The sequence below is a fragment of the Georgenia sp. G2120 genome, assembly GCF_055326485.1.
In genome coordinates, this window is the sequence record NZ_JBUZNL010000015.1 from 55,610 (window position 1) to 76,180 (window position 20,571).

Annotated in this window: 20 protein-coding genes; 1 reads left to right on the forward strand and 19 read right to left on the reverse strand. The window is 68.2% G+C overall.

Going from position 1 to position 20,571, the window contains the following annotated elements:
- The 19 genes from ACZLMO_RS14435 to ACZLMO_RS14525 form a co-directional block, all read right to left on the reverse strand.
- Positions 1–780: an SDR family NAD(P)-dependent oxidoreductase gene (locus tag ACZLMO_RS14435; protein ID WP_425713129.1), complete on the reverse strand. Its 780-nt coding sequence runs from the start codon at positions 778–780 to the stop codon at positions 1–3.
- The gene (locus tag ACZLMO_RS14440) at positions 777–1,055 is read right to left on the reverse strand and encodes a hypothetical protein (RefSeq protein ID WP_425713128.1); all 279 of its coding nucleotides are present in this window, start codon (positions 1,053–1,055) and stop codon (positions 777–779) included. The genes ACZLMO_RS14435 and ACZLMO_RS14440 overlap by 4 nt, the downstream gene beginning before the upstream one ends.
- Positions 1,056–1,068: 13 nt before the next feature.
- Positions 1,069–1,569, reverse strand: coding sequence for an aromatic-ring-hydroxylating dioxygenase subunit beta (locus ACZLMO_RS14445; protein WP_425713127.1), 501 nt, complete (start codon positions 1,567–1,569; stop codon positions 1,069–1,071).
- A 29-nt stretch (positions 1,570–1,598) separates the two neighbouring features.
- Positions 1,599–2,930 carry an aromatic ring-hydroxylating oxygenase subunit alpha gene (locus tag ACZLMO_RS14450; RefSeq protein WP_425713126.1) on the reverse strand — a complete coding sequence of 444 codons (1,332 nt, stop codon included), beginning with the start codon at positions 2,928–2,930 and terminating at the stop codon, positions 1,599–1,601.
- A gap of 8 nt (positions 2,931–2,938) precedes the next feature.
- Entirely contained in the window at positions 2,939–3,979 is a 1,041-nt protein-coding gene (locus tag ACZLMO_RS14455) for a dihydrodipicolinate synthase family protein (RefSeq protein WP_425713125.1), read from the reverse strand.
- Positions 3,980–4,043: 64 nt separating this feature from the next.
- Positions 4,044–4,892, reverse strand: a complete 849-nt coding sequence (locus tag ACZLMO_RS14460) for a DODA-type extradiol aromatic ring-opening family dioxygenase (RefSeq protein WP_425713124.1) — start codon at positions 4,890–4,892, stop codon at positions 4,044–4,046.
- On the reverse strand, positions 4,889–5,146 hold the full coding sequence (locus ACZLMO_RS14465; RefSeq protein WP_425713123.1) for a hypothetical protein: 258 nt from the start codon (positions 5,144–5,146) through the stop codon (positions 4,889–4,891). Before ACZLMO_RS14465 ends, ACZLMO_RS14460 begins: the two co-directional genes overlap by 4 nt.
- 144 nt (positions 5,147–5,290) lie before the next feature.
- Positions 5,291–6,532: an MFS transporter gene (locus ACZLMO_RS14470; RefSeq protein ID WP_425713122.1), complete on the reverse strand. Its 1,242-nt coding sequence runs from the start codon at positions 6,530–6,532 to the stop codon at positions 5,291–5,293.
- Entirely contained in the window at positions 6,529–6,981 is a 453-nt protein-coding gene (locus ACZLMO_RS14475) for a universal stress protein (RefSeq protein ID WP_425713121.1), read from the reverse strand. Before ACZLMO_RS14475 ends, ACZLMO_RS14470 begins: the two co-directional genes overlap by 4 nt.
- 191 nt (positions 6,982–7,172) lie before the next feature.
- Positions 7,173–8,651 carry an aldehyde dehydrogenase family protein gene (locus ACZLMO_RS14480; RefSeq protein ID WP_463654122.1) on the reverse strand — a complete coding sequence of 493 codons (1,479 nt, stop codon included), beginning with the start codon at positions 8,649–8,651 and terminating at the stop codon, positions 7,173–7,175.
- A gap of 237 nt (positions 8,652–8,888) precedes the next feature.
- Positions 8,889–9,872, reverse strand: a complete 984-nt coding sequence (locus tag ACZLMO_RS14485; RefSeq protein ID WP_463654123.1) for an NAD(P)-dependent oxidoreductase — start codon at positions 9,870–9,872, stop codon at positions 8,889–8,891.
- An 81-nt stretch (positions 9,873–9,953) separates the two neighbouring features.
- Entirely contained in the window at positions 9,954–11,444 is a 1,491-nt protein-coding gene (locus tag ACZLMO_RS14490) for an NAD-dependent succinate-semialdehyde dehydrogenase (RefSeq protein ID WP_463654124.1), read from the reverse strand.
- 293 nt (positions 11,445–11,737) lie between these two features.
- Positions 11,738–12,832, reverse strand: a complete 1,095-nt coding sequence (gene dctP, locus ACZLMO_RS14495; RefSeq protein WP_463654125.1) for a TRAP transporter substrate-binding protein DctP — start codon at positions 12,830–12,832, stop codon at positions 11,738–11,740.
- A gap of 107 nt (positions 12,833–12,939) precedes the next feature.
- A complete protein-coding gene (locus ACZLMO_RS14500; protein ID WP_463654126.1) occupies positions 12,940–13,941 on the reverse strand; it encodes a YncE family protein in 1,002 nt (333 codons plus the stop codon).
- An 83-nt stretch (positions 13,942–14,024) separates the two neighbouring features.
- On the reverse strand, positions 14,025–14,963 hold the full coding sequence (locus ACZLMO_RS14505; protein WP_463654127.1) for an NAD(P)-dependent oxidoreductase: 939 nt from the start codon (positions 14,961–14,963) through the stop codon (positions 14,025–14,027).
- A complete protein-coding gene (locus ACZLMO_RS14510) occupies positions 14,963–16,054 on the reverse strand; it encodes a mandelate racemase/muconate lactonizing enzyme family protein (RefSeq protein ID WP_463654128.1) in 1,092 nt (363 codons plus the stop codon). Before ACZLMO_RS14510 ends, ACZLMO_RS14505 begins: the two co-directional genes overlap by 1 nt.
- Positions 16,055–16,093: 39 nt before the next feature.
- On the reverse strand, positions 16,094–17,083 hold the full coding sequence (locus ACZLMO_RS14515) for a tripartite tricarboxylate transporter substrate binding protein (protein ID WP_463654129.1): 990 nt from the start codon (positions 17,081–17,083) through the stop codon (positions 16,094–16,096).
- 100 nt (positions 17,084–17,183) lie between these two features.
- Positions 17,184–18,683 (reverse strand): tripartite tricarboxylate transporter permease, encoded by a 1,500-nt coding sequence (locus ACZLMO_RS14520; RefSeq protein ID WP_463654130.1) that lies wholly within the window; start codon positions 18,681–18,683, stop codon positions 17,184–17,186.
- A gap of 6 nt (positions 18,684–18,689) precedes the next feature.
- Positions 18,690–19,316 (reverse strand): tripartite tricarboxylate transporter TctB family protein, encoded by a 627-nt coding sequence (locus tag ACZLMO_RS14525; protein WP_463654131.1) that lies wholly within the window; start codon positions 19,314–19,316, stop codon positions 18,690–18,692.
- Between the two features lie 225 nt (positions 19,317–19,541).
- Between ACZLMO_RS14525 and argF the strand changes: the two genes are divergently transcribed.
- Entirely contained in the window at positions 19,542–20,555 is a 1,014-nt protein-coding gene (argF, locus tag ACZLMO_RS14530; protein ID WP_463654132.1) for an ornithine carbamoyltransferase, read from the forward strand.
- Positions 20,556–20,571: the final 16 nt, after the last annotated feature.

The window sequence follows — 20,571 nt, forward strand, 5'->3', positions numbered from 1 at the left end:
TCAGTGTCTCCGTCCACCGTCGGTGTTGATGACGATCCCCGTGACGATGCCGGACTGCGCGGCATCGGCGAGGTAGGAATAGGCGCCGGCGTGGTCCGCCGGCGTGGGCGTGCGCCCCAGCAGCGTGCCGGCGGCGATCCGCGCGTCGCGGCTCGCGTCCTGGTCGGCCGTCGACGTCTGGTCGAGGGTCGATAGCCCGCCGAACCTCGTGCCGCCGGTGCCGCCCGGGGCGACGCCGTTGACGCGGACCTCGGGGGCAAGATCCGCGGCGAGGTGGGCGACGACGCCGCGCAGCGCCCACTTCGAGCTGCCGTACAGCACGCCGCCACCGACGGGGTGGAACGCGGACTCCGACAACGTGAGGGTGACGGAACCCCTGCGTGCCCTCAGCGCCGGGTAGGCGGCGTTGACCGCGAGCAGCGTCGTCAGGACGTTGAGGCGCCAGATCTCGACGGCGGCCTGCTCCAGCGCGGCAGCGTCCAGCTCACGGATCGAGGCGTACTGGTCGAACACTCCGACGCAGCAGGTGAGGTGGTCGAGACCGCCGTCCACGCCGGCTTCGTCCACGGCGCGAGAGACGGTGTCCGCGTCCGCCGCGTCACCCACCACGACGCGTACCGCGTCACCGTGGTCCTGCCGCAGCCTCGCGGCGTTGGACTCGGACCGCTCGAGCACGGTGACCCGCGCACCGTCGGCCACGAATCGGTCGGTCACCCCACGACCGATCCCGGACCCGCCGCCCGTCACGAGGACAGCGGGTCCGGTCGCGGTCTGTGTCATGCTCCCGGGTTCCGGGCCAGCAGCGACGTGATGAACTCCGGTTCCTGGTAGCTCAGGCAGTCCAGTGCCACCGCGTCGTAGCGGACGGCGGTGCCACGCTTGGGCGACCAGATCTCGAGCCGCATGCCGTTGCGGGTCTCGACCTTGCGAACCACCACGTCGGCGAACTCGTTGGCGATGATGATCGGACCGTCGTTCCCGCCGTCGCGCGGATACTCGAGCATCTCCCCGGTCTCGGGGTTCTCGGCGTCGGGCGTGCCCTGGTTCTCGCTCATGTCTCTCCTCCCCTCAGATGAAGATCGAGAGGTTGTGTGCGTTGATGACCGACTGGTCGATGACTGCCCAGCGCCGGGAGATCTCGAACGTGTCCCCGGTGCGCCGCACCGTGTCGGTGCGTGCGACCGAGTACAGGTTCGGGTCGGGGCTGTCCCCCCGGCTCCGGTAGATGAGGCAGTTCGACCGCACCAGGTACTCGCCGTCGACCTCCCCCGGGTCGACGACGATGCCCGTCACGTAGTGCCGGGTCCGAGACGGCGGCTGCTCGGCCCAGGCGAAGTCCGTCTCGAGGCGCTCGACACGGATCGTCAGGGTCTGCTTGTCGTCGTCGAAGATCCGCGCAGTCGGCGAGACCTCCCACTCCGCCAGCCCCTCCCGGGTCACCCGGAGGGGCACCTCGTACCGGATGTCCTCGGCGAGGTACTCCAGCCAGTCCCGGTACCGCCGCTCGTCGAGTGCCAGGGCCTCACGGTTGAGGAAGTCCTGGATCGCGAACACGGTGTCGGGCCCCACGCGTGTCCTGCCAGCTTCGACATCTGCGTTCACCTGGACCACGCCCGTCCGGTCAGGTAGTCCGACCACCGACTCCACAAGTTCCTGAAGTTGGTGTCGTTGACGTAGGGCGTGACGACATGGCCGGGTCCCGCGAACTCCGGGTCAGGCTCCGACTCCATCCCCATGATGTAGGGGAACTCCACGTTCCGCTGCCGCAGGATGGACGACTTCGCCGACCGGGTGACCCGCGCCCAGTTCTCGAGGTCGTCCTGCTCGAACGTGCCTGCCTGGGCGAAGGCCAGGGTGTAGCACCGGTATGCCTCGTCCTTGTACGCCTGGGGCGCGTCCTTGGGGACGAGGCACCACGAGTACATCTCGGTCCTGCCCGGACCGATGGGGTGGTAGAGCCGCATCGTCGTGAACCTGACCCCGGCCTCGCCGGGGATGAGGCTGAACGGCTGCATGAGGAAGGAGAGGTTGGGGAAGATCGTCCCTACCCCGGTGCGCACCTGGGAGAAGACCTCGATCTGCTCGTCGGTCCACGCGTTCTTCATGCTCTCCACGACCTCGTCGGGGAAGCCGGCGAAGGGCGGGAAGTTCGGCGAGTGGCCGAGCCCGATCCCGTGTCCCTTGCCAGGGATGCTGGCCGCCCACCCCTGCGAGTGGGTGGCACCCGAGGACGGAAAGTACCCAAGGTTGAAGCCGAACTGGTGGGCCACGGGCGTGTGGTAGCCGTCGCCCGCGAAGTTCTCGGCCGCGATCTTCCAGTCGGTCTCGGTGATCCAGTGGTCCGGCGGACCGTGCACCTCGCTGCCTGCGACCCCTTGCTTGAGGAAGAAGTCGAGGTAGAAGGTGAAGTCACCGAGGTAGTCCTCGAGCGGCTCGACGTCGGGGTCGAGGCATCCGAAGATCAGGCCCGCGTACGTCTCGATACGCACGGGGAGCAGCCCCCACTCCTTGCGCTTGAGCCGACCCTCGTACCCCTCCTTCATGTAGGGCACGCCGATGAGCTGACCGGAGTTCTTGTACACCCAGCCGTGGTACGAGCACCGGAAGTGGGACGCATTGCCCATCTCCGACTTGCACATCATGTTGCCGCGGTGCCGGCACATGTTGAAGCTCGCGTGGATCTCGCCCTTCTCGTCCCGCGCCACGATGATGTTGTTGTTCCCGATGTAGCGCGTGACGTAGTCACCGTTCTTCGGGATCTCGGTCTCGTGCGCGAGGAAGCACCACGACTTGGCGAAGACTCTGTCCTGCTCCAGGTCGAAGATCTGCTGGTCGTTGTACACGTAGGACGGCAGTCGTCCTTCGGGGACCCCGGTGCGGATCTGCTCCAGGACCTCCTCGATGTCCGTGCCGACCGAATCCGTCGTCATGTCATCACCTACTTGGTGGGCTGCTTGGTCAGCGGCACGCCCAGGCGCTCCTCGATCTCCTTGCCGATCTGGAGGTAGCGCTTGACGTGCTCCTGGGTGGTGCGGACGTGCTCCTCGGGGACGAAGTCGTCCGTGTAGGGCACGCGGCTCTCGCCGACGTTCATGTAGCCCGCACCGTTGACGCGGATCTTCTCGAGCTGGATGTTGTACTTCGCGAACTCGAAGAAGTCCTGTCCGACGATGAACGGCTCGTGCGCCCAGCGCAGCCGCTCGGTCAGCCAGCGGGCATCCTCCGTGCGGCCCTGCTGGAGGGCGTCGCGCAGGGCAAGGACCGGGCCGGGGCCCATGGCGGTCGTGGAGGACCAGGCGATGCCGACGAGGTCCTCGCCGTACATCTCCCAGGCCGGGAACCAGTCGGTCTCGATCGGCATGAGCGGGAAGCTCGTCCCCGTGTGCGCCATGTCGTTGTGGTAGCGGAAGCCGACCGAGGCGCCGCCGGCGTACTTCACCGCCACGACCTGGGGGAGCTCGACGAGCGTCTTGTAGACGGGGCGGGGGATGATGCCGCCGAACGCCGCCGTGTTGTCGTAGACGACCACGGCGAGCTCGGGGACCGCCTCGGTGACGTCGCGGTAGAACTTCTCCATCACGGGGCCGACCATGTTGCCCCACATCGGGCGACCGAGGAGGGTCCCGGTGGCGCCGATCTCGGCGAGGTACTTCATGCGCGAGACGGTCTCGCGGGTGCTCAGCGTGGTGGCGCCGACGAAGATCGGCACGTTGTCGTTCTCGGCCTTCGCGGTCTCGACGACGGCCTGCGCGAACGTCTTCCACTCGTCGAGGGTCAGCGTCGCCATCTCTCCGAGCGTGCCGTTGGTGGCGATCGCGTCGACGCCGTCCCTGATGAGGTTCTGGATCATCCGCTGCGTCTCGTCGACGTCGACCGTGTCGACGGCGTCCACGGCGGACGCCCCGGGCAGTGCGGGCGTCGGGGGGTAGGCCATGACTCCACGGAGGTCGGCGCCAGTCACCTTGGGAAGCTTGCTCACATGTACTCCTTGGTCGTGCGCGGGGTGCGCGGGGTGGTGCGTGCTGTCAGGTCGGATGCCCGGGTCAGACCCGGGCGGCAGCCACGGAGGTGCCGGTGAGCCACTCGGGGATCGGCTCGTAGGCCAGGACGTCGAACGGCGCGCCGCCGACGGCGCCGGCGGCGACGATCCAGGTGCGGATCTCGTGCGCGCCGTTGCCGGCCGCGTCGATGTCCTCGGGCGAATAGGACTTGAGCTGCTCCGGGTCGCCGGACTCGATGCGCTCGATGAAGTCGCGGTCGAACTCCTCGTTGACGGTGCCGGACTCCGGCAGGCCGACCCAGTGGGAGAGTCCGCCCGTGCCGACGACGACGACCGTCTGCACCTCGCTCTGCGCCTCGACGGCGGCCTTGATCATCTCGCCGAAGTGGTAGCTGCGGCGGGCGGTCGGCCACGGCGGGTTGACGCCGTTGACGATGATCGGCACGAGCGGGTACTTCGACTCGGGGTCGATGAGCTTGAAGGGCACGCAGAAGTTCTCGTCGAACGCGAGCCCGCCCTCGACGAGCGCCGGGTCGAAGTCGGCCTTGAGGGCGAACTCGTAGATGTGGCGGCCCAGCTTGCCGTTGCCCGGGTACTCGTGCTGCTCGACATTGAGGAACTCGCCCATCTCCTTGGTCACCGGGCCGAGGTAGGAGTCGGCGGTCGCGATCGCGAAGGCAGGCAGGTTGGCGAAGCTGAAGTTGGTGAAGTGCTCGACGGAGACCGCGACGATCGCGTCGGGGTTGATCTCGTCGATACGCCGGCGGACCTCGTCGTAGGCCGCGTAGACCTTCTCCTTCTTGGTCTGGTCCGGGCGCTCGGGCCAGCCGGTGATGCCGGGTGAGTGCGAGGCCGTGAACGCCCCGGCGATGCGTCCGTTGTTCGACGTCATGACAGCTCCTTCTCGCCCCGGATCTGGGCGTAGTAGTCGGCGCGGTCCACCTGGAGCTGGATCGCGCAGAAGTAGATGAGGTAGGGGTTGTAGCCGAGCTCGTGCATCGCCTTGAAGTCGAGCTCCTTGAGAGCCCGACGGGGCTCGCCTTCGACCTCGTACTCGTCGAGGACCTCGTCGGCGTCCGCGAGGAATCGCTGGTTGACCGCGGGGACATTCCGGATGTCCCACAGCAGCTTGTGCATGCTGTACATCTGCCGCTCCCTCCTTGTTCTCCGTCGAACCGGGCATCGATCCGTTCGCTCCGCGTCGGGCTCCCGGCGTGCGACGGGGCCCCGGTGCGGGCGGTGGATCGGACTGCTCCTGCGAGGCTATGGCGCGTGCGGGATCCGCCACAGTTACCCGAACGGGTCCATTCCTTCTCGACGGGTCCGGTCCCGCTGGGCGGAGCGGGCGATCGTACGGTCGCGACCGACGAGCAGACCGACGAGCAGCTGGCCGGCGCCCAGTGCGCCCATCAGCCAGAGGATGTGGGTGCCGGGGCCCGCGACGTCCCGGATCACGCTCGCCAGCACGAGCACGACGGCGACACCGCTGTAGGCGACCGTCTGCGCCATCGAGGAGAGCCTGGCGGCCGCGTCGGGATCGGCGCTGCGCAGGCTGATGAGGCTGAGCGAGAGCACCATCGACCCGCCCGAGGACAGCCCGAGGATCCCGACCCACAGCAGGTCGGCCCCCGGTGCCACGACGAGGCCCACGAGCGGCAGCGGGACCAGCAGCGGAAGGAGCACGGCGACGAACCGCTGGTCGCCCCCGACGTTCATGAGTCGGGGCACGGCGACGTTGGCCGCGATGGACACGAGCATGAGCCACGAGACCTGCCAACCGGCACGAGCCTCGGAGAATCCGAGGTCCACGGTCACGCTCGGCAGCCAGTTGATCGTCAGGTAGAAGACGCCGGACTGCAACAGGAAGTAGCCCGCGACCTGCCAACCCACGGCGGTACGCCAGGGCGAGCGCGGCACGGAACCGCCCACCGATCTCTCGCGGATCACTCTCTCCACCGGCGTGCGCAACCGCGGCAGCCAGAACAGCAGGGCGGCGATCCCGGGGATGCCCCAGGCGCCGAGCGCCACCTGCCACGACCCGGTCTGCGCGTGGAGCGGGACGACCAGGCCGGCGGCGAGCGCCGCCACGATCGTCTGGACGGCCATGTAGGCGCCGGTGACGTCGGGGGCGCGGGACGGGAAGTACCGTTTGGTGACCACGGGGACCAGGACGTTGCCGACGGCGACCCCCGCGCTGAGCACGGTGGTACCGGCCAGCAGGGTCACGGCCGAGTCCGTCGCCGAGCGGAGGACCGCTCCCCCGACGATGAGGGCCAGCCCGAGCACCACCGTCCGTTCGACGCCGAGTCGGCCGGACATCGAGTGCACGAGCGGCGACACCACCGCGAAGCCGATCACAGGCAGAGCGGTGAGGATGCCGAGGACAGCAGGTCCGACGCCCGTCTCTTCCTCGAGCGTTCCCAGGATCGGGCCGACAGGCGTGACGAGTGCCCGAAGCGTCGCCGCGACCAGGAGGATCCCGATGAAGGCGCCGAGCAGGCCGGTCGGTGACGGCCGACCTCCGTCCGTCACTCGGTCACGTCATCCACGTGGACGCCGAGGACCGCGCACGGGGCGTTCTGCATGATCTTCTGGGCGTTGGAGCCCATGAGGAGCTTGCCGACGAGCGAGCGCCGACGCAGCCCGAGCACGACGAGCCGGGCACCGCTCTCCCGTGCCACAGCCACGATGTCCTCGCCCGGATCGATCCCACGTTCCGGCAGTGAGGGATCGGTGCCGCGCACGGCCGGCTTGCCTGTGAACCTGCGCATCTCGTGCTCGATGCCGATCGTATCGAGGTGGTCGGTGATCACCTTGCGCTCGGCGGCCAGTGCGTCCTGCTCGTCCTGGTCGAACTGGCTGTCGATGGTGTCCGTGTACACGGTGATGAGCTTCCAGCCCCGCAGCTCGGCCTCGTGGGCTGCACGGCGAAGAGCGGCTCGCCCCACATCGGTGGGGACGTATCCGACGACGACGGTCATGGCGGGGCTCCTTTGCCGTACGGCGGCGCGGTGGCCCCGCGCCGCCGTAAGTTGCGGGTGGTGAGGTCTCGGCACCGTATGGCCGCTCACCGTGAGGACGACAGTCCCCGAACAGGTACTGGTGGACGGAACGGAGGTCGGGACGGCGTCGGGATCAGGACCGTCCACCGATCGGTGGCGCCGGACCCCGGTCAGTACGGGAACCGGCGCCGACCCCGGTTGACGGAGATCCACTTCATCTCGGTGAACTCGTCCAGGCTCCACTGGCCGTTGAGCCGGCCGAACCCGGACTGCTTCGAGCCGCCGAACGCGATGATCGGCTCGTCGTGGATCGAGGCGTCGTTGATGTGGATCATCCCGGTCTCGACGTTGCGGGCGATCCGCATGCCGCGCTCGATGTCGGTGGTGTGCACCGCGCCGGACAGGCCGAAGTCGGAGTCGTTGGCGATGCGCACGGCGTCCTCGTCGGCGTCGAACTCCTCGAGGACGACGACGGGGCCGAACATCTCCACGCGCGCCACCTCCATGTCGCGGGTGACGTCGGTCAGGACGGTCGGGTGGACGAGGGTGCCGTCGACCTCGCCCTTGACCAGCGGGCGGGCGCCGGCGTCGAGGGCGCGCTGCACGAGGCCCCCGAGGTTGGTGGCCTGCCGCTCGTTGATGACGGGGCCGATGATCGTGTCCTGCGCTCCCGGGTCGCCGACGGTGAGCGACTCGACCTTGGCGACGTACTTCTCCTCGAACGCCGGGCGGATGCCCTTCTGGACGAGCACCCGGTTCGCCGACATGCAGATCTGGCCCTGGTGGGTGAACCGGGAGAAGACGGCGGCGTCGACGGCGAGGTCGAGGTCGGCGTCGTCGAGCACGATGAAGGCGTTGTTGCCGCCGAGCTCGAGCAGCACCTTCTTGAGGTTGCGCCCGGCGACCTCGGCCACGTGCGCGCCCACCGCGTTGGAGCCGGTGAAGACGATGGCGCGCGGGACGGGGTGCTCGACGAAGCCGTCGCCGATCGTCGAGATGTCGGTGACGACGACGTTGAGCACGCCGGCCGGCAATCCCGCCTCCTCGAAGATCTTCGCCAGCAGGGTGCCACCGGTGACGAGGGTGTCCTCGTGCGGCTTGAGCACGACGGCGTTGCCGGCACCGAGCGCCGTGGCGACCGGCTTCATCGACAGGAAGAAGGGGAAGTTGAACGGGCTGATGACTCCGACGACGCCGAGGGGCTCGCGGAACAGGTAGTTCTCGCGGTCCGGGATCGGCGAGGGCATGATCTTGCCCTCCATGCGCAGCGGGAAGGTCGCCGCCTCCTTGAGTATGTCGATGACCAGGCCGATCTCGAAGTTGGCCTTGAGGGCGGTGCCTCCGACCTCCTGGCGGATCATCGTCACGATCTCGTCGTGGTGGCTCTCCACGTACGCCACGGCGTTCTCGAAGATCCCGCGACGCTCGTACGCGTTCATCTCGCGCCAGCCACGTCGCGCCTCGTCCGCTGCGCGGTAGGCGGCGTCAAGGTCGTCGAGCGAGGCGGCGGGGTAGCTCGCCAGGACCTCACCGCTGAAGGGGTCGGTGTTGAGCAGCTCCGTGCCGCTGCTGCCCTCACGCCACCGGCCGCCGATGAACTGAGCAGTGAGGTCAGTGATGGTCAGCGCAGGGGCGCCGGTGATCGTCACGTGATGCTCCTTCGGATCGTCGTGGACACGCGCCGGTCCGCGGTGCCCGGCGTGAGTGACCGGGGTCGGTGGACGGTCGGTCGTTGACCGTCGGCCGACGCCGTGCGCCGTCGCCTGCGTTCTGTCACAAGGTAATGGCTGGCACGTCGGCCGAACAGTCACCCGAACGGGTACCAGCGACGGATGCCCGACGACGACGGCAGGCCGGCAGCGCGGGGCAGGCGCGGTCCTCGACGCTCAGGACCGGGCCGGCGGCAGCGGGTACAGCGGCTCGCGGCCCTCGAGCAGGTCGACGACCTGCTCGACGGCGAGCTGGGACATCCGCGCGTAGCTCTCCTCGCTGTGGCCGACGTTGTGGCCGGTCGCGATGACGTCGGGCCGGCCCAGCAACGGGTGGTCGGGTGGCGGCGGCTCGGTCTCCCAGACATCGACGGCCGCCCCGGACAGGTGGCCGGCGTCGAGGGCGGCGGCGAGCGCGAGCTCGTCGACCACTCCCCCGCGGCCGATCGTCACCAGCGCCGACCCGGGACGCATGGCTGCCAGCTCGTCCGCTCCGACGAGACCGCGGGTGGTCTCGGTGAGCGGGACCTGGACGCTGATGACGTCGGAGGCGGCCAGCAGCTCAGGCATCGTCACCGGTTCGACGCCCGGGGTCCGACCGGCTGCCGAGCTCGTCGAGACCATCCGGCAGCCCCACGGGGCCAGCCGCTCCGCAACGCCGGAGCCGATGCGGCCCAGGCCGATGAGCCCGATCGTCCGTCCACTGACCAGCCCACCGACGTGGGCCGGTGGGGCCTGAGCGAGGAGCGCCGCCTCCTTGGCCTTGATCCGGTGCACGAGTGCGACGACGAGCCCGGCGGCGGCCTCCGCCATGCCGATGACGTTCTCGGGGAACGCGCCGTGCGCAACCGGGATGCCGCGCTCGGCGAGGGCGGCCAGCGGTAGCTGGTCGGTGCCGATGACGGGGCTGACGACGGCGCGCAGCCGGGGTGCTGCCGCGAGCTCGCCCGTTGTCAGCCCGCGTGCGGGCGGGAGGATGGCGCCGATCGCTCCGCCGAGCGCCACCTCGTCCGCCGTCCCGGCGGGAAGGGCACGCCAGGCATGGCCGGCCGACTCAAGGGCTCCCGTCACCGAGGGGCTCGTGGCCAGGTGGCCGGCGAGCAGGACCCAGCCGTCGTCATCGGGTCGGGTGACGCCACCGCTCTGCCTCACATCGTCCATTCCTCACCTCAGTCGTCTCCGCCGTCACGACGTCCGGCGGACCCACGCGGCGTCGGTCATCGCCGCGCCCGGTCGTCCGGGTCAGCTCCAGTCGATGCTGAAGTACTGGACCTCCTGGTACTCCCGGATGCCCTCGTGCCCACCCTCGCGGCCCAGCCCGGACTCCTTCACGCCGCCGAAGGGTGCGGCCGGGTCGGAGACGAGGCCGCGGTTGAGACCGACCATCCCGGTCTCGAACCGCTCGGCGATGCGCATCGCCCAACCAAGGTCGCGGGAGAACAGGTACGCCGAGAGTCCCAGCTCGGTGCCGTTGACCTCGGCCAGCATCTCCTCGTCGTCGGTCCACGTGACGATGGGCGCGACCGGCCCGAAGATCTCGGTGCGCACGAGAGGGGAGTCGGCAGGGACGTCCCGCATCACGGTGGGTGCGTAGAAGTAGCCCTCGAGGCCGCCGGGGAGCTCGGCACGATGCGTGACACGGGCACCGGCCTCGACCGCCGCGTCGACCAGCTGGGCGACCCCGGCGAGCGCCTTCGTGTTGATGAGCGGACCGATCTCGGTGGACTCCTGCTGCGCCGGACCCACGCGAAGTGCCGCGACCCGCTCCCCGAACTTCTCGGTGAACTCCTCCACCACGTCGGCATGCACGTAGAGCCGGTTGGCGGCCGTGCACGCCTGACCTCCGTTGCGGAACTTCGCCAGCATCGCGCCCGCGACCGCCTGGTCGACGTCCGCATCCGCACCGACGACGAGCGGTGCGTTGCCACCGAGCTCCATCGACGAGCTGATGACCCGCTTCGCCGCCTGCGCGAGCAGGAGCTTGCCCACGCCGGTCGAGCCGGTGAAGGAGAGCTTGGCGACGCGCTCGTCCTCGAGCCACGTCGTGACGACCGAAGACGCCGACGACGTCGGGACGATCCCCAGGACCCCGTCGGGCAGTCCCGCCTCGGACAAGATCTGGCCGATGGCCAGGGCGGTCAGTGGGGTCTCCGACGCGGGCTTGAGCAGCACCGTGCAGCCGGCGCCGAGCGCCGGCGCGATCTTGCGGGTCGCCATCGCCGCCGGGAAGTTCCACGGCGTCACCAGAGCAGCCACACCGATCGGTCGGTGGGTGACGACCGTGCGCACCCCACCGGCCGGGGCGACCGTGTACTCGCCGGCGCCCCGCACCGTCTCCTCGCCGTACCAACGGAAGAACTCGGCCGCATAGGCGACCTCGGCCCGCGCATCCGTCATCGCCTTGCCGTTCTCCACCGCGATGAGCTCTGCCAGCAGCTCACGCCGCTCCATCATCAGGTCGAAGGCCCGGTGCAGGACATCGGCCCGGGCACGCGGTGCCGTCGCGGCCCAGCCCGGCAGTGCGCCCGCCGCGGCATCGACCGCCCGCCGCGCGTCCACCTCCCCGCCGTCGGAGATCCGGGTGATCTCCATGGTGCTCGCCGGATCCACGACCGCGAAGGTGCTACCGCCGGCGGCCGCGCTCCCACGCCCGCCGACCCAGATCCCAGCAGCCGGCTCCAGCTGCTCGACGAGCGCCGTCACGGGTGCGGGAAGGGTGGGCTGCTGAGTCATCATCGTCTCCTTGTCGACCGGGCCACCGGCGTCACGGGGCCCACCTGGCACTGTGCGTCGTCACGCGTGGGCGCCACCAGGCCCCGGACGGGTACACCGACGAATCCTTGAGCGCACATGCGACCGACAGGTGCCGATCTCGGGCGCGGCGCCGGCGCGTCTCATTGTCGTCCCGCCGTGATGCAGGCGTCACCGCATGCCCCGGTGTCAGTTACGCCCTCCGCCGACTCCACGCCGGCTCGCGACGGCGTGCGCAGGACGTCGGAGCACGTCCACGGAGTTGAGCTCGACGACTACGAGGCGTCCCCCGTGTGCTCCTCGATCAGCTCACGCGTACGGTCCAGGACAGCCTGGGCGTCGAAGTCGGCGTCACTGTGGGCCTCGACCCACTCGTCGCCGAGCGAGCTCATGATCGCGTCCCACTCCGCACGCTCAGCGTCGCTGAGCTCCGTGATCTGCAGGCTGTGCTCGGTCTGGGTCCACTCGACCGACTCGGCCACGTTGACCTCGTCGTGGTACGAGCTGGCGAAGAGCGACATCTCTTCGACCAGCGTGTCGATCTCGGACTGCACGTCCTCGGGAAGCGCCTCGTACTCCCCCTCGCTCATGAGGGCGACAAAGGTTCCCCCGATACCCAGGGGGTAGTCGACCATGTAGTTCAGGAACTCTCCCAGGTTGAGGTCCTTGAGGACGTCACGCGAGGAGAGCGATCCACCGACGAGATTCGTCTGCAGGGCCTGTGCCAGTTCCGGCGCGGGCAGACTGACAGGCGTGATGCCCAGCTCCTCCGCCATGCGGATGAACGGCCCGGGCGTCCGCATCTCGAGCTGCGCGAGGTCGTCCAGCCCGGTGACCTCGGTGGTGGTAAGCACGTACGCGGGTTCCGTAGTGAACGCCGTCACAAGGTGGTAGCCGTCGAACTCGGTGGGTTCGAACTCCTCGATCAGGTCGAGGAAGATGGCGCTGGCGACCTGCGAGTTGGGGATGCCCAGCGGCAGGTTCATCACCGAGCTGAACGGGAAGCGGGCCGCGTCGTTGTGAGGGCTGTCCATACCGACGTCGACGACGCCTTCGGTGATGCCGTCATAGATGTCGCCCGTGCCGAGCAGTGTGCCACCGGGGAACGTCTCGACAGTCACCATCCCGTCTGTGCGTTCCTCCATGAGAGATGCCCACTCGTTCATCTGCACTCCGGGGAAGGAGGGCTCGGGCCCGTAGAAGGCATAGCGCAGGGTGACCTGCTCGGTCGCTTCACCTCCCGATCCGTTGTCTCCGTCGTCGGAGCTGGAGCCGGTGCAGGCGGCGAGGAGAAGTGCGGTGGCGCTCGCGCATGCCAGCATCGTGGCTGCCTCGCGCTTTCGCGTGCTACCGGTCAGTCGGAACTTCATGGGTCTACCTCCGGGTACGTCGCAACACTGCGACTGCTGTGGGTGGGGGGGTGATGGTCAGCGACGCCACCAGGTCCGTGACGTCGCTCGCCGCTTGGTGGGGACGGTCAGATCAGCGCGGTGACGTCGGGCTCCGGGCCGGTTGAGATTGTGCGGACCGTCGTGAACGACTCGAGGTCGACCATCGCGACCTGGTTCGAGTCGAGCAGCGTCACGAACGCGATCGGTTTCGAGTGATGGAACGAGATTCCCGCCGGAACGGCGTCGAACTGCAGGGACTGCACCTCACGTAGATCGACGTCGTAACGGGTGACGGTGCGGTTCTCGATATCGGTGGTCAGAAGGGTCTCCTCGCCGGGGACGACGTAGACCCGGAGGGGGTCGCCCTGCACGGCCACTCGCTTCTCCTGCCGCAGCGTCGCGGCGTCGAGCTGCACGATTTCCTTGGCGCCGCGCACCCCCACGAAGAGGCTCGTCTCATCGTCGCTCAGGGCACAGCTCTCCGGAAGCGGCCCCACCGCCGCGACGACCGGGGGCCTCGATGCGTCGTGGGGGTCGACCGCGCTCACGGTGCCGGAGACGAGCCCCGTTACATAGGCCCGGCTGCCCGAGCGGTTGGCCACCACCATGTGCGCCTTGATCGCGCCCGTGGCAACCGCGCCCGAGGGTGCCGTGGCATGCGCGGCGTCATCGATGCGCAGAAGGACCCCCTTCTCCTCACTGAGGACGTAGAGGCGGTCCTGGTCGTCGATGGCAATCCCGTGCAGTCGGTTGAACGGGCTCAGCTCGATGGTGCGCACGAGCTCTCGCCTCGCGAGGTCGACGACGAAGACGCACGTTCCGCCCGGTCCGACGTTGCCGGACATGCGGACGCCGTAATGGGCGAGGTAGGCATTCTGCCGGGCGCTGTCGAGCACCATCTCGTGGGGATACGGGCCGAGTTCGACGCGCTCGAGAAGCGAACCGTCGGAGACGTCGTGGAACGCGATCGCGCGGCCGCTCTTCTCCACGACGGCCAGAGTTTCCACCGCTGCCACGCCCCGGTCAGGACCGGCGGTGGGCGCCGGCTCGACGGCAGCGCCGCTCCCGGGATACTCGCTTGCCGTCATGCGGATCGCCTTTCGTCGGTACGAGGAACGGAGCCTTCTGTCGACACGGGACTGCCACGAGGTTCGAGATGGAACGGATCCGGCTAGCCGACGGGGTAGACGGCCTCGCGACCGGCCAGCAGTCGGGTGACCTGCTCCACCGAGAGCCGGGCCAACCTGTCGTAGGCCTCGTTGCTGTGCCCTGCATTGTGCAAGGTGGCGATCACGTCCGTCCGGCCCAGCAGGGGATGGTCCGGAGATGGCGGTTCGTCCGCCCAGACATCGATGGCGGCGCCGGCCACCTGGCCGCGGTCGAGTGCCTCGGCGAGTGCGACCTCGTCTACCACGCCTCCGCGGCCGATGTTGACGACGAACGCGCCCGGCTTGACCGTCTGGAACGCCGCGAAGTCGAACAACGCGCGGCTGTCGTCGGTCAGCGGGACCTGGATACTGATGACGTCGGAGACCCGGAGCAGCTCCGCGAGCGGGAGCACCTCGACACCGTGGACCTCGTCCACCTGGGGGTCCGAGCCGACGAGCCGGCAGCCGAAGGCCGTCAGGCGCTCGGCAACAGCACGCCCGATCCGGCCCAGTCCGACGAGCCCGATGGTCCGGTTGCTGAGGAGTCCACCGACATCGGTGAGACGCTCCTCGCGGTTCAGCAGGTTCGCCTCCTTCACCTTGAGGTGATGGACGATCGACAGCATGAGCCCCACCGCGGCCTCCGCCATCCCCACGTAGTTCTCCGGCGCCGCTCCGTGCGCCACCGGGACACCCCTGTGCGCCAGCGCCTTGAGCGGCAGGTGGTTGGTCCCGATGACCGGGCTGACCACGGCGCGCAGCTCGCGTGCCCGTCCCACCTCGTCCTCGGACAGGATCCGCTCAGGCGGGACGACGAGCGCGACTGCCCGTTCGAGAAGCTGGTCGGCTCGCGCGCCCGGCTCCTCGAGCAGGGCCCATTCGAGTCCCGCCTCGTCGAGGGCGCTCTCGACGAGCGAACGACGGAACTGCTCCCTGCCGACCAGCACCAGACCGCCGGACATCAGTCCCACTGCCCAGCGACGAGGAACTGCTCGATGGCGTCGGGCAGCAGGTCGAAACCGTGGCCGACGGTGTCGGGGACACGTGCGTGCCCGTTCTCGAACTTCAACGTGTTGACGAGCCACTCGTCGGCCCAGGGGAACTGCTCGAGATAGGCAGCGTTCGGGTAGGCAGCCATGAGGTGGATATGAATCTCGGGCAGGAAGTGCGGGGCAAGTGCGGCACCCTCGGACAGCGCGACGTTGGCAATCTGGAAGAACTCCGTCGGGCCCGCGAGCTGTCCGACATCCGGTTGCAGGAGATGGGCTGCGCCGCGACGGGCGTACTCCTGGAACTCCCCGGCGCTCTGGAGGTGCTCTCCGACCGCAATGGGCACGTCGATAGCCCTGGCAAGTGCTGAGTGACCGGCGACGTCGCGCGCATCCATCGGCTCCTCGAACCAGTAGACGTCGAGGTCAGCAAGCCTGCGCCCGAGCGAGATCGCCTCGGGCAGAAGCAGGCGCTGGTTCGCATCGCACATGATGCGCAGCGACTCACCGAACTCGGAACGCAGTGCCTTGATCCGGCTGATGTCGTTCTCCGGGTCGATACCCACGCGGAGCTTGACCGCCGTCAGACTCATCTCCAGCTGCTTGTGGACGTTCTCGATGACCTTTTCCATCGGTAGCGTCGGAGCGAACTGACCGCTCGAGTATGCGGGAACCGATGTCACGACCTTGCCGGCATGGTCCGCCAGCGAGATTCCACGCTCCACCGCGGCAAGGTCCCACAAGGCCATGTCCACGGCGCCGATCGCGATCGACGCAAGTCCACGCCGGACGCGGTCGAGCCTGAGCATGCTCTTGCGCCAGATGTCGGCCACGTCGTAACTCCTGCGGCCGATGACAGCGGGAAGGAGCACCGAATCGATGACCGTCTTGATTGCGGGGGCACCGTCCCACTCGACGGTGAAACCGAAACCGCGGCCGATGTGGCCGTCCTCGGTCTTCAGCGTGACACCCGCCATGTTGTGGTCCTTCTCATCACCGACGCGGTGGTCGCCCGGCAGGGGGATCCGCAGGATCCAGCTGTGGGCCTCGACGATCCTGGACATCAGCACTCCTTGGTAACTGGCTCGTGAATCAGGTGGCGACTACTCGCCCAGGACGCCCTGCAGGAGTTCCTCCTGCTCGGCGAGGTAGTTCTCAAGCTCCTCACCCGTGAGGAACTGTGGCTGCAGCAGGGAGGACTCGATGTAGGTGTCGTAAGCCTCGGTCTCGGTGTAGGCCTCGACCATGTCTTCCCAGTAGGTCCGCTGCTCGTCGGTGATTCCGGGAGGCGCGAGCACACCTCTCAGCTGGCTGACCGCGACGTCGTATCCCTGCTCGGCGGCGGTCGGAATGTCGCCCAGGTCGGAGTCCTCCGGGTAGCGTTCGTCCGCAAACACGGCTATGGCGACAAGGTCGCCGCTCTCCAGCTGGCCCGCTACCTCGTTGGGGTTGACGATCGCCATCTCGATGTTGCCTGCCAGGATCGCGGTGACGATCTCGGCGCCCGACTGGAAGACCACGCGGTCGAACTCGGAGCCGGTCTCGTTGATGAGGACGTCGAGCGTGACGGAGTCCGGTCCGTCCTGACCGGCAACTCCCGCCCGGACGTTCGCCGCGTCCTCGACGACAGCCTCGAGCGAGTCCCACTCGGAGTCCGCCCGCACCACGGCGATGGACACGTCGGTACCGACCATGGCGATCGGGGTGAAGCTCTCCCACGTGTAGCTGACGTCCGTCGTGATCGGCAGTGACAAGGTCGAGATCGTCGCGGTCAGGAGAAAGTGCGGGTCTCCCTCCTGCTGCTGCACATAGGAGGATCCGGTCGCGCTCGAGCCACCCGGACGGTTCTCCACCACGACCGTGACCGAGTCGTCCGTCTGTGCGAACGAGTCGGCCATCGCCCGCGCGAACAGGTCCTGTCCACCGCCGGCGTTGGCCGGCACGACGTAGTTCACGTCCCGCTCCGGCGACCACGCGCCATCCCCGCCCTCCTCGCTGCCGCCGTTGTCGTCACTGCTGGAACAGGCGGCCAGGATCAACGTCGATCCGGCCAGCGCGGCGAGTGCCCGCGTCCTGCGAGTTCGGTGTGTCATGTTCTTCTCCCTACGGTCAACGTGGACGCCGAGTTCGTGCTCAAATCTGTGGACTGATGTCGTGGGGCGGCCGTTGCTTCCTCTCCGGCCCCGCCCTCCGTCAGACCTTCTCCATCGGGATGGCCGCCGCTCTCTTCTTCTTGATGAGACGGGTGACTGCGGGGACCACGAGGAAAAGCAGGGCCAGAGCAAGAAAAACCATCGCTAGTGGGCGATCGATGAAGATCCCGTAGTTTCCGCCGCCCATCTGCACGGACTGCGCCAGCCCTTGTTCGAGCATCGGGCCGAGAATGAGACCAAGAATGAGCGGGAGCAACGGGTAGTCATACTTCTGCAGGAAATAGCCCACGACGCCGAACACCAGGGCCACCCAGACCCCCGTCATGGTGTTCTCGACGGCATAGGCACCGATGATGCACACCGCGAAGATCACGGGATAGAGCCGCTTGTAGGGCACCGTGAGCACAGAGGCGAACGCCGGGGCGAGCGGCAGGTTGAGGATCAGCAGGATCGCGTTGCCGATGAGGAACGAGCACAGAACCCCCCAGACCAGAACGGGCTGCTGCTCGATGAGGAGAGGTCCGGGCTGGATACCGTGAAGTGTCAGCGCCCCGAGTAGCACCGCCGTAGTCGCTGATCCAGGAATGCCGAGCGAGAGCGTGGGGATGAACGAACCGTTGGCACCGGCGTTGTTCGCCGCCTCGGGGCCCGCAACACCCTGAATGGCACCCCGCCCAAATCCCCGGCCCCCGGCACGAACACGTTCGACGCCGTAGCTTGCGAACGAGGCGAGCGTCGACCCTGCGCCCGGCACGACGCCCATCACCGTGCCGATCGCACTTCCTCGAAGAATCGGGCCACTGCTGTCCTTGATGTCGCTCTTGGACAGCATCATCTCCTTCCACGACGGACGCGAGACCTGCCTGAAGTGGCGGGCGGAGACGTTCCGAAGGATCTCCGCGATCGCGAACACGCCGATCACGACCTCGATGAAGCCGAGTCCGCCGAGCAGCTCGATGCGGCCGAATGTGAAGCGCTCGGTCCCGAGTACCGGGTCGATGCCCACCGTCGCCACGATCAGGCCCAGACCCAGGCACAGCAGCCCTTTGATCCGGCTGCCGTCGGTGATGCCGACTGTGGCGACAAGCGCCAGCAGGATGACGGCGACCATCTCCGGGGGCCCGAACCGGAGCGCGACGTCGGCAAGCAGGGGCGACACGAACATCACGACGATGAGGCTCAGCAGGCCTGCAACGAACGAGGCGATGGCGGCAATCGCAAGAGCTTGTCCTGCGCGTCCGCGCTGGGCCATCTGATGGCCCTCCAGCACGGTCACGGCCGTGGCTGCTTCACCAGGCGCTCCGATGAGGACCGAGGAGATCGTCCCGCCGTACTGAGATCCGTAGTAGATGCCAGCGAGCATGATGATGGCGGTGACTGGTTCGAGCCCGAACGTCAAGGGAAGGAGCAGGCCCACCCCCGAGGCAGAACCGAGCCCGGGAAGCATCCCGATCACGGTGCCGAGCGTGACTCCGAGCAGGCAGTAGAGCAGGTTCGTCGCTGTGAAGGCCGTTTGCAGGCCGAGAAGAATGTCAACCATCGCGCATCAACCGAGGAATCCGGTGGGCACGGGCACGGAAAGGAGCTCTTGGAAGATGAGCCAGACCGTCCCGCCGATCGCAACGGCGAACAAGAGGCTGTACACAATCTTCCACCGTTCGATCAAGAATGACACCAGAAAGACATAGATGCCCACGGCCGGAGCGAGCCCCACGACCGGGATCACGAGCGCCAGGGCCATCAGCCCGGCGACGTTGACCCAGCGTTTCCACATGGCATCGGCAGGTTCGCCGGTCGCGTTGTCAGCGGAAGAACCGGACGTACTCGCCGCACCCTCGGCGCCAACGCCGTCGTGCGAATCTGCGGTGTTCGTGGCCGCGGAGCGACGTCGGACCGCGAGTCGCCGCTTGCCCGATATAGCGAGGAGGGTACCAGCCAGTATCGCCATCACCGAGCCGACGACTGCCGGGACCATCCCGGCCCCGAGCGAACCACCTTCGACCGACAGTCCGATGTCGAATCCCTGACCTGCTACCAAAACTCCAACGACCAGGAAAACGACCTGCACCACAAGATCGCCCGTCTGACTGTATTTCGGCCCGATACCTTTCGAGTTCCCGTCGTCGAGCGTAGATTCATTCGTCTGATTGCCGCCGGAAAAAACGTGGGTCATACGTGGACTTCTCCGTCACGTGGGTCGATGCGTCATTGCTCGGCCGTGCGTCGAGTATGTGGTGCTCGACACTATGGGTGAGTGCATCGACCGTTAAGTACCCGTTCGGGTACATTGCCCGACCGGACACACTCCGTTGTTCTGGGTCCGCACACTGCGCGGCGGGCGCCTGGCCGGGCGATGTTCGTCGTCGGACGTGTTCCGTGACGTCCGTACGATTGGGCCATGACCAGCGCCCCCATCGACCTCACCGGCCGCCACCTGCTCAAGGAGCTCGACTTCACGCCGGCGGAGTGGCTGCACCTCGTCGACCTCGCGGAGCAGCTGAAGGCCGAGCGACGCGAGGGGCGTGAGGAGCGGCGGCTGACGGGCAAGGCGGTCGCGCTCATCTTCGAGAAGACCTCCACGCGGACGCGCGCAGCGTTCGAGGTCGCCGCCGCCCACCAGGGCGCCGCCACCACGTACCTCGACCCGTCGGGCTCGCAGATCGGCCACAAGGAGTCGATCGCGGACACCGCCGCGGTGCTCGGCCAGATGTACGACGCCATCGAGTACCGCGGCGACCACCAGACCACCGTCGAGACCCTCGCCGAGCACGGCGGCGTCCCCGTCTACAACGGCCTGACCGACGCCTGGCACCCCACCCAGATGCTCGCCGACGCCCTGACGATCCGCGAGCACGTGGCCAAGCCGTTCTCGGACGTGGTGCACGCCTACCTCGGCGACGCCCGCTTCAACACCGGCCGCTCCCTTCTCGTCTCCTCGGCGCTGCTGGGGATGGACGTGCGGATCGTCGCGCCGGAGGCGTACCAGCCGCCGGCCGACGTTGTCGACGCCGCGCGCGCGATCGCGGAGACCACGGGCGCCCGGATCACGCTGACGTCCGACGTCGCCGAGGGGGTACGCGGCGCCGACGCCGTGTCCACCGACGTGTGGGTGTCCATGGGCGAGAAGAAGGAGGTGTGGGCGGAGCGCGTGGCCGCGCTGCGCGACTACCAGGTGACGAGCGAGGTCATGGCCGCGACGGGGAACGACGCCGCGATCTTCCTCCACTGCCTGCCGGCGTTCCACGACCTCGGCACCGCGGTCGGGCGCGACGTCTACGAGACCACCGGCATGGACGCCCTCGAGGTCACCGACGAGGTCTTCCGCTCCCCCGCCTCGAAGGTGTTCGACCAGGCCGGGAACCGGATGCACACGATCAAGGCCGTCCTGGTAGCGACGCTCGCGGGGGCCTGAGCGGAGCGAGGCGGGG

Excerpts from the sequence above, each read along its gene's own strand:
- ACZLMO_RS14435 (WP_425713129.1), bottom strand. The coding sequence starts at position 780 with ATGACACAGACCGCGACCGGACCCGCTGTCCTCGTGACGGGCGGCGGG.
- ACZLMO_RS14440 (WP_425713128.1), bottom strand. The coding sequence starts at position 1,055 with ATGAGCGAGAACCAGGGCACGCCCGACGCCGAGAACCCCGAGACCGGG.
- ACZLMO_RS14450 (WP_425713126.1), bottom strand. The coding sequence starts at position 2,930 with ATGACGACGGATTCGGTCGGCACGGACATCGAGGAGGTCCTGGAGCAG.
- ACZLMO_RS14460 (WP_425713124.1), bottom strand. The coding sequence starts at position 4,892 with ATGACGTCGAACAACGGACGCATCGCCGGGGCGTTCACGGCCTCGCAC.
- ACZLMO_RS14465 (WP_425713123.1), bottom strand. The coding sequence starts at position 5,146 with ATGTACAGCATGCACAAGCTGCTGTGGGACATCCGGAATGTCCCCGCG.
- ACZLMO_RS14475 (WP_425713121.1), bottom strand. The coding sequence starts at position 6,981 with ATGACCGTCGTCGTCGGATACGTCCCCACCGATGTGGGGCGAGCCGCT.
- ACZLMO_RS14485 (WP_463654123.1), bottom strand. The coding sequence starts at position 9,872 with ATGGACGATGTGAGGCAGAGCGGTGGCGTCACCCGACCCGATGACGAC.
- ACZLMO_RS14490 (WP_463654124.1), bottom strand. The coding sequence starts at position 11,444 with ATGACTCAGCAGCCCACCCTTCCCGCACCCGTGACGGCGCTCGTCGAG.
- dctP (WP_463654125.1), bottom strand. The coding sequence starts at position 12,832 with ATGAAGTTCCGACTGACCGGTAGCACGCGAAAGCGCGAGGCAGCCACG.
- ACZLMO_RS14500 (WP_463654126.1), bottom strand. The coding sequence starts at position 13,941 with ATGACGGCAAGCGAGTATCCCGGGAGCGGCGCTGCCGTCGAGCCGGCG.
- ACZLMO_RS14505 (WP_463654127.1), bottom strand. The coding sequence starts at position 14,963 with ATGTCCGGCGGTCTGGTGCTGGTCGGCAGGGAGCAGTTCCGTCGTTCG.
- ACZLMO_RS14510 (WP_463654128.1), bottom strand. The coding sequence starts at position 16,054 with ATGTCCAGGATCGTCGAGGCCCACAGCTGGATCCTGCGGATCCCCCTG.
- ACZLMO_RS14515 (WP_463654129.1), bottom strand. The coding sequence starts at position 17,083 with ATGACACACCGAACTCGCAGGACGCGGGCACTCGCCGCGCTGGCCGGA.
- ACZLMO_RS14520 (WP_463654130.1), bottom strand. The coding sequence starts at position 18,683 with ATGGTTGACATTCTTCTCGGCCTGCAAACGGCCTTCACAGCGACGAAC.
- ACZLMO_RS14525 (WP_463654131.1), bottom strand. The coding sequence starts at position 19,316 with ATGACCCACGTTTTTTCCGGCGGCAATCAGACGAATGAATCTACGCTC.
- argF (WP_463654132.1), top strand. The coding sequence starts at position 19,542 with ATGACCAGCGCCCCCATCGACCTCACCGGCCGCCACCTGCTCAAGGAG.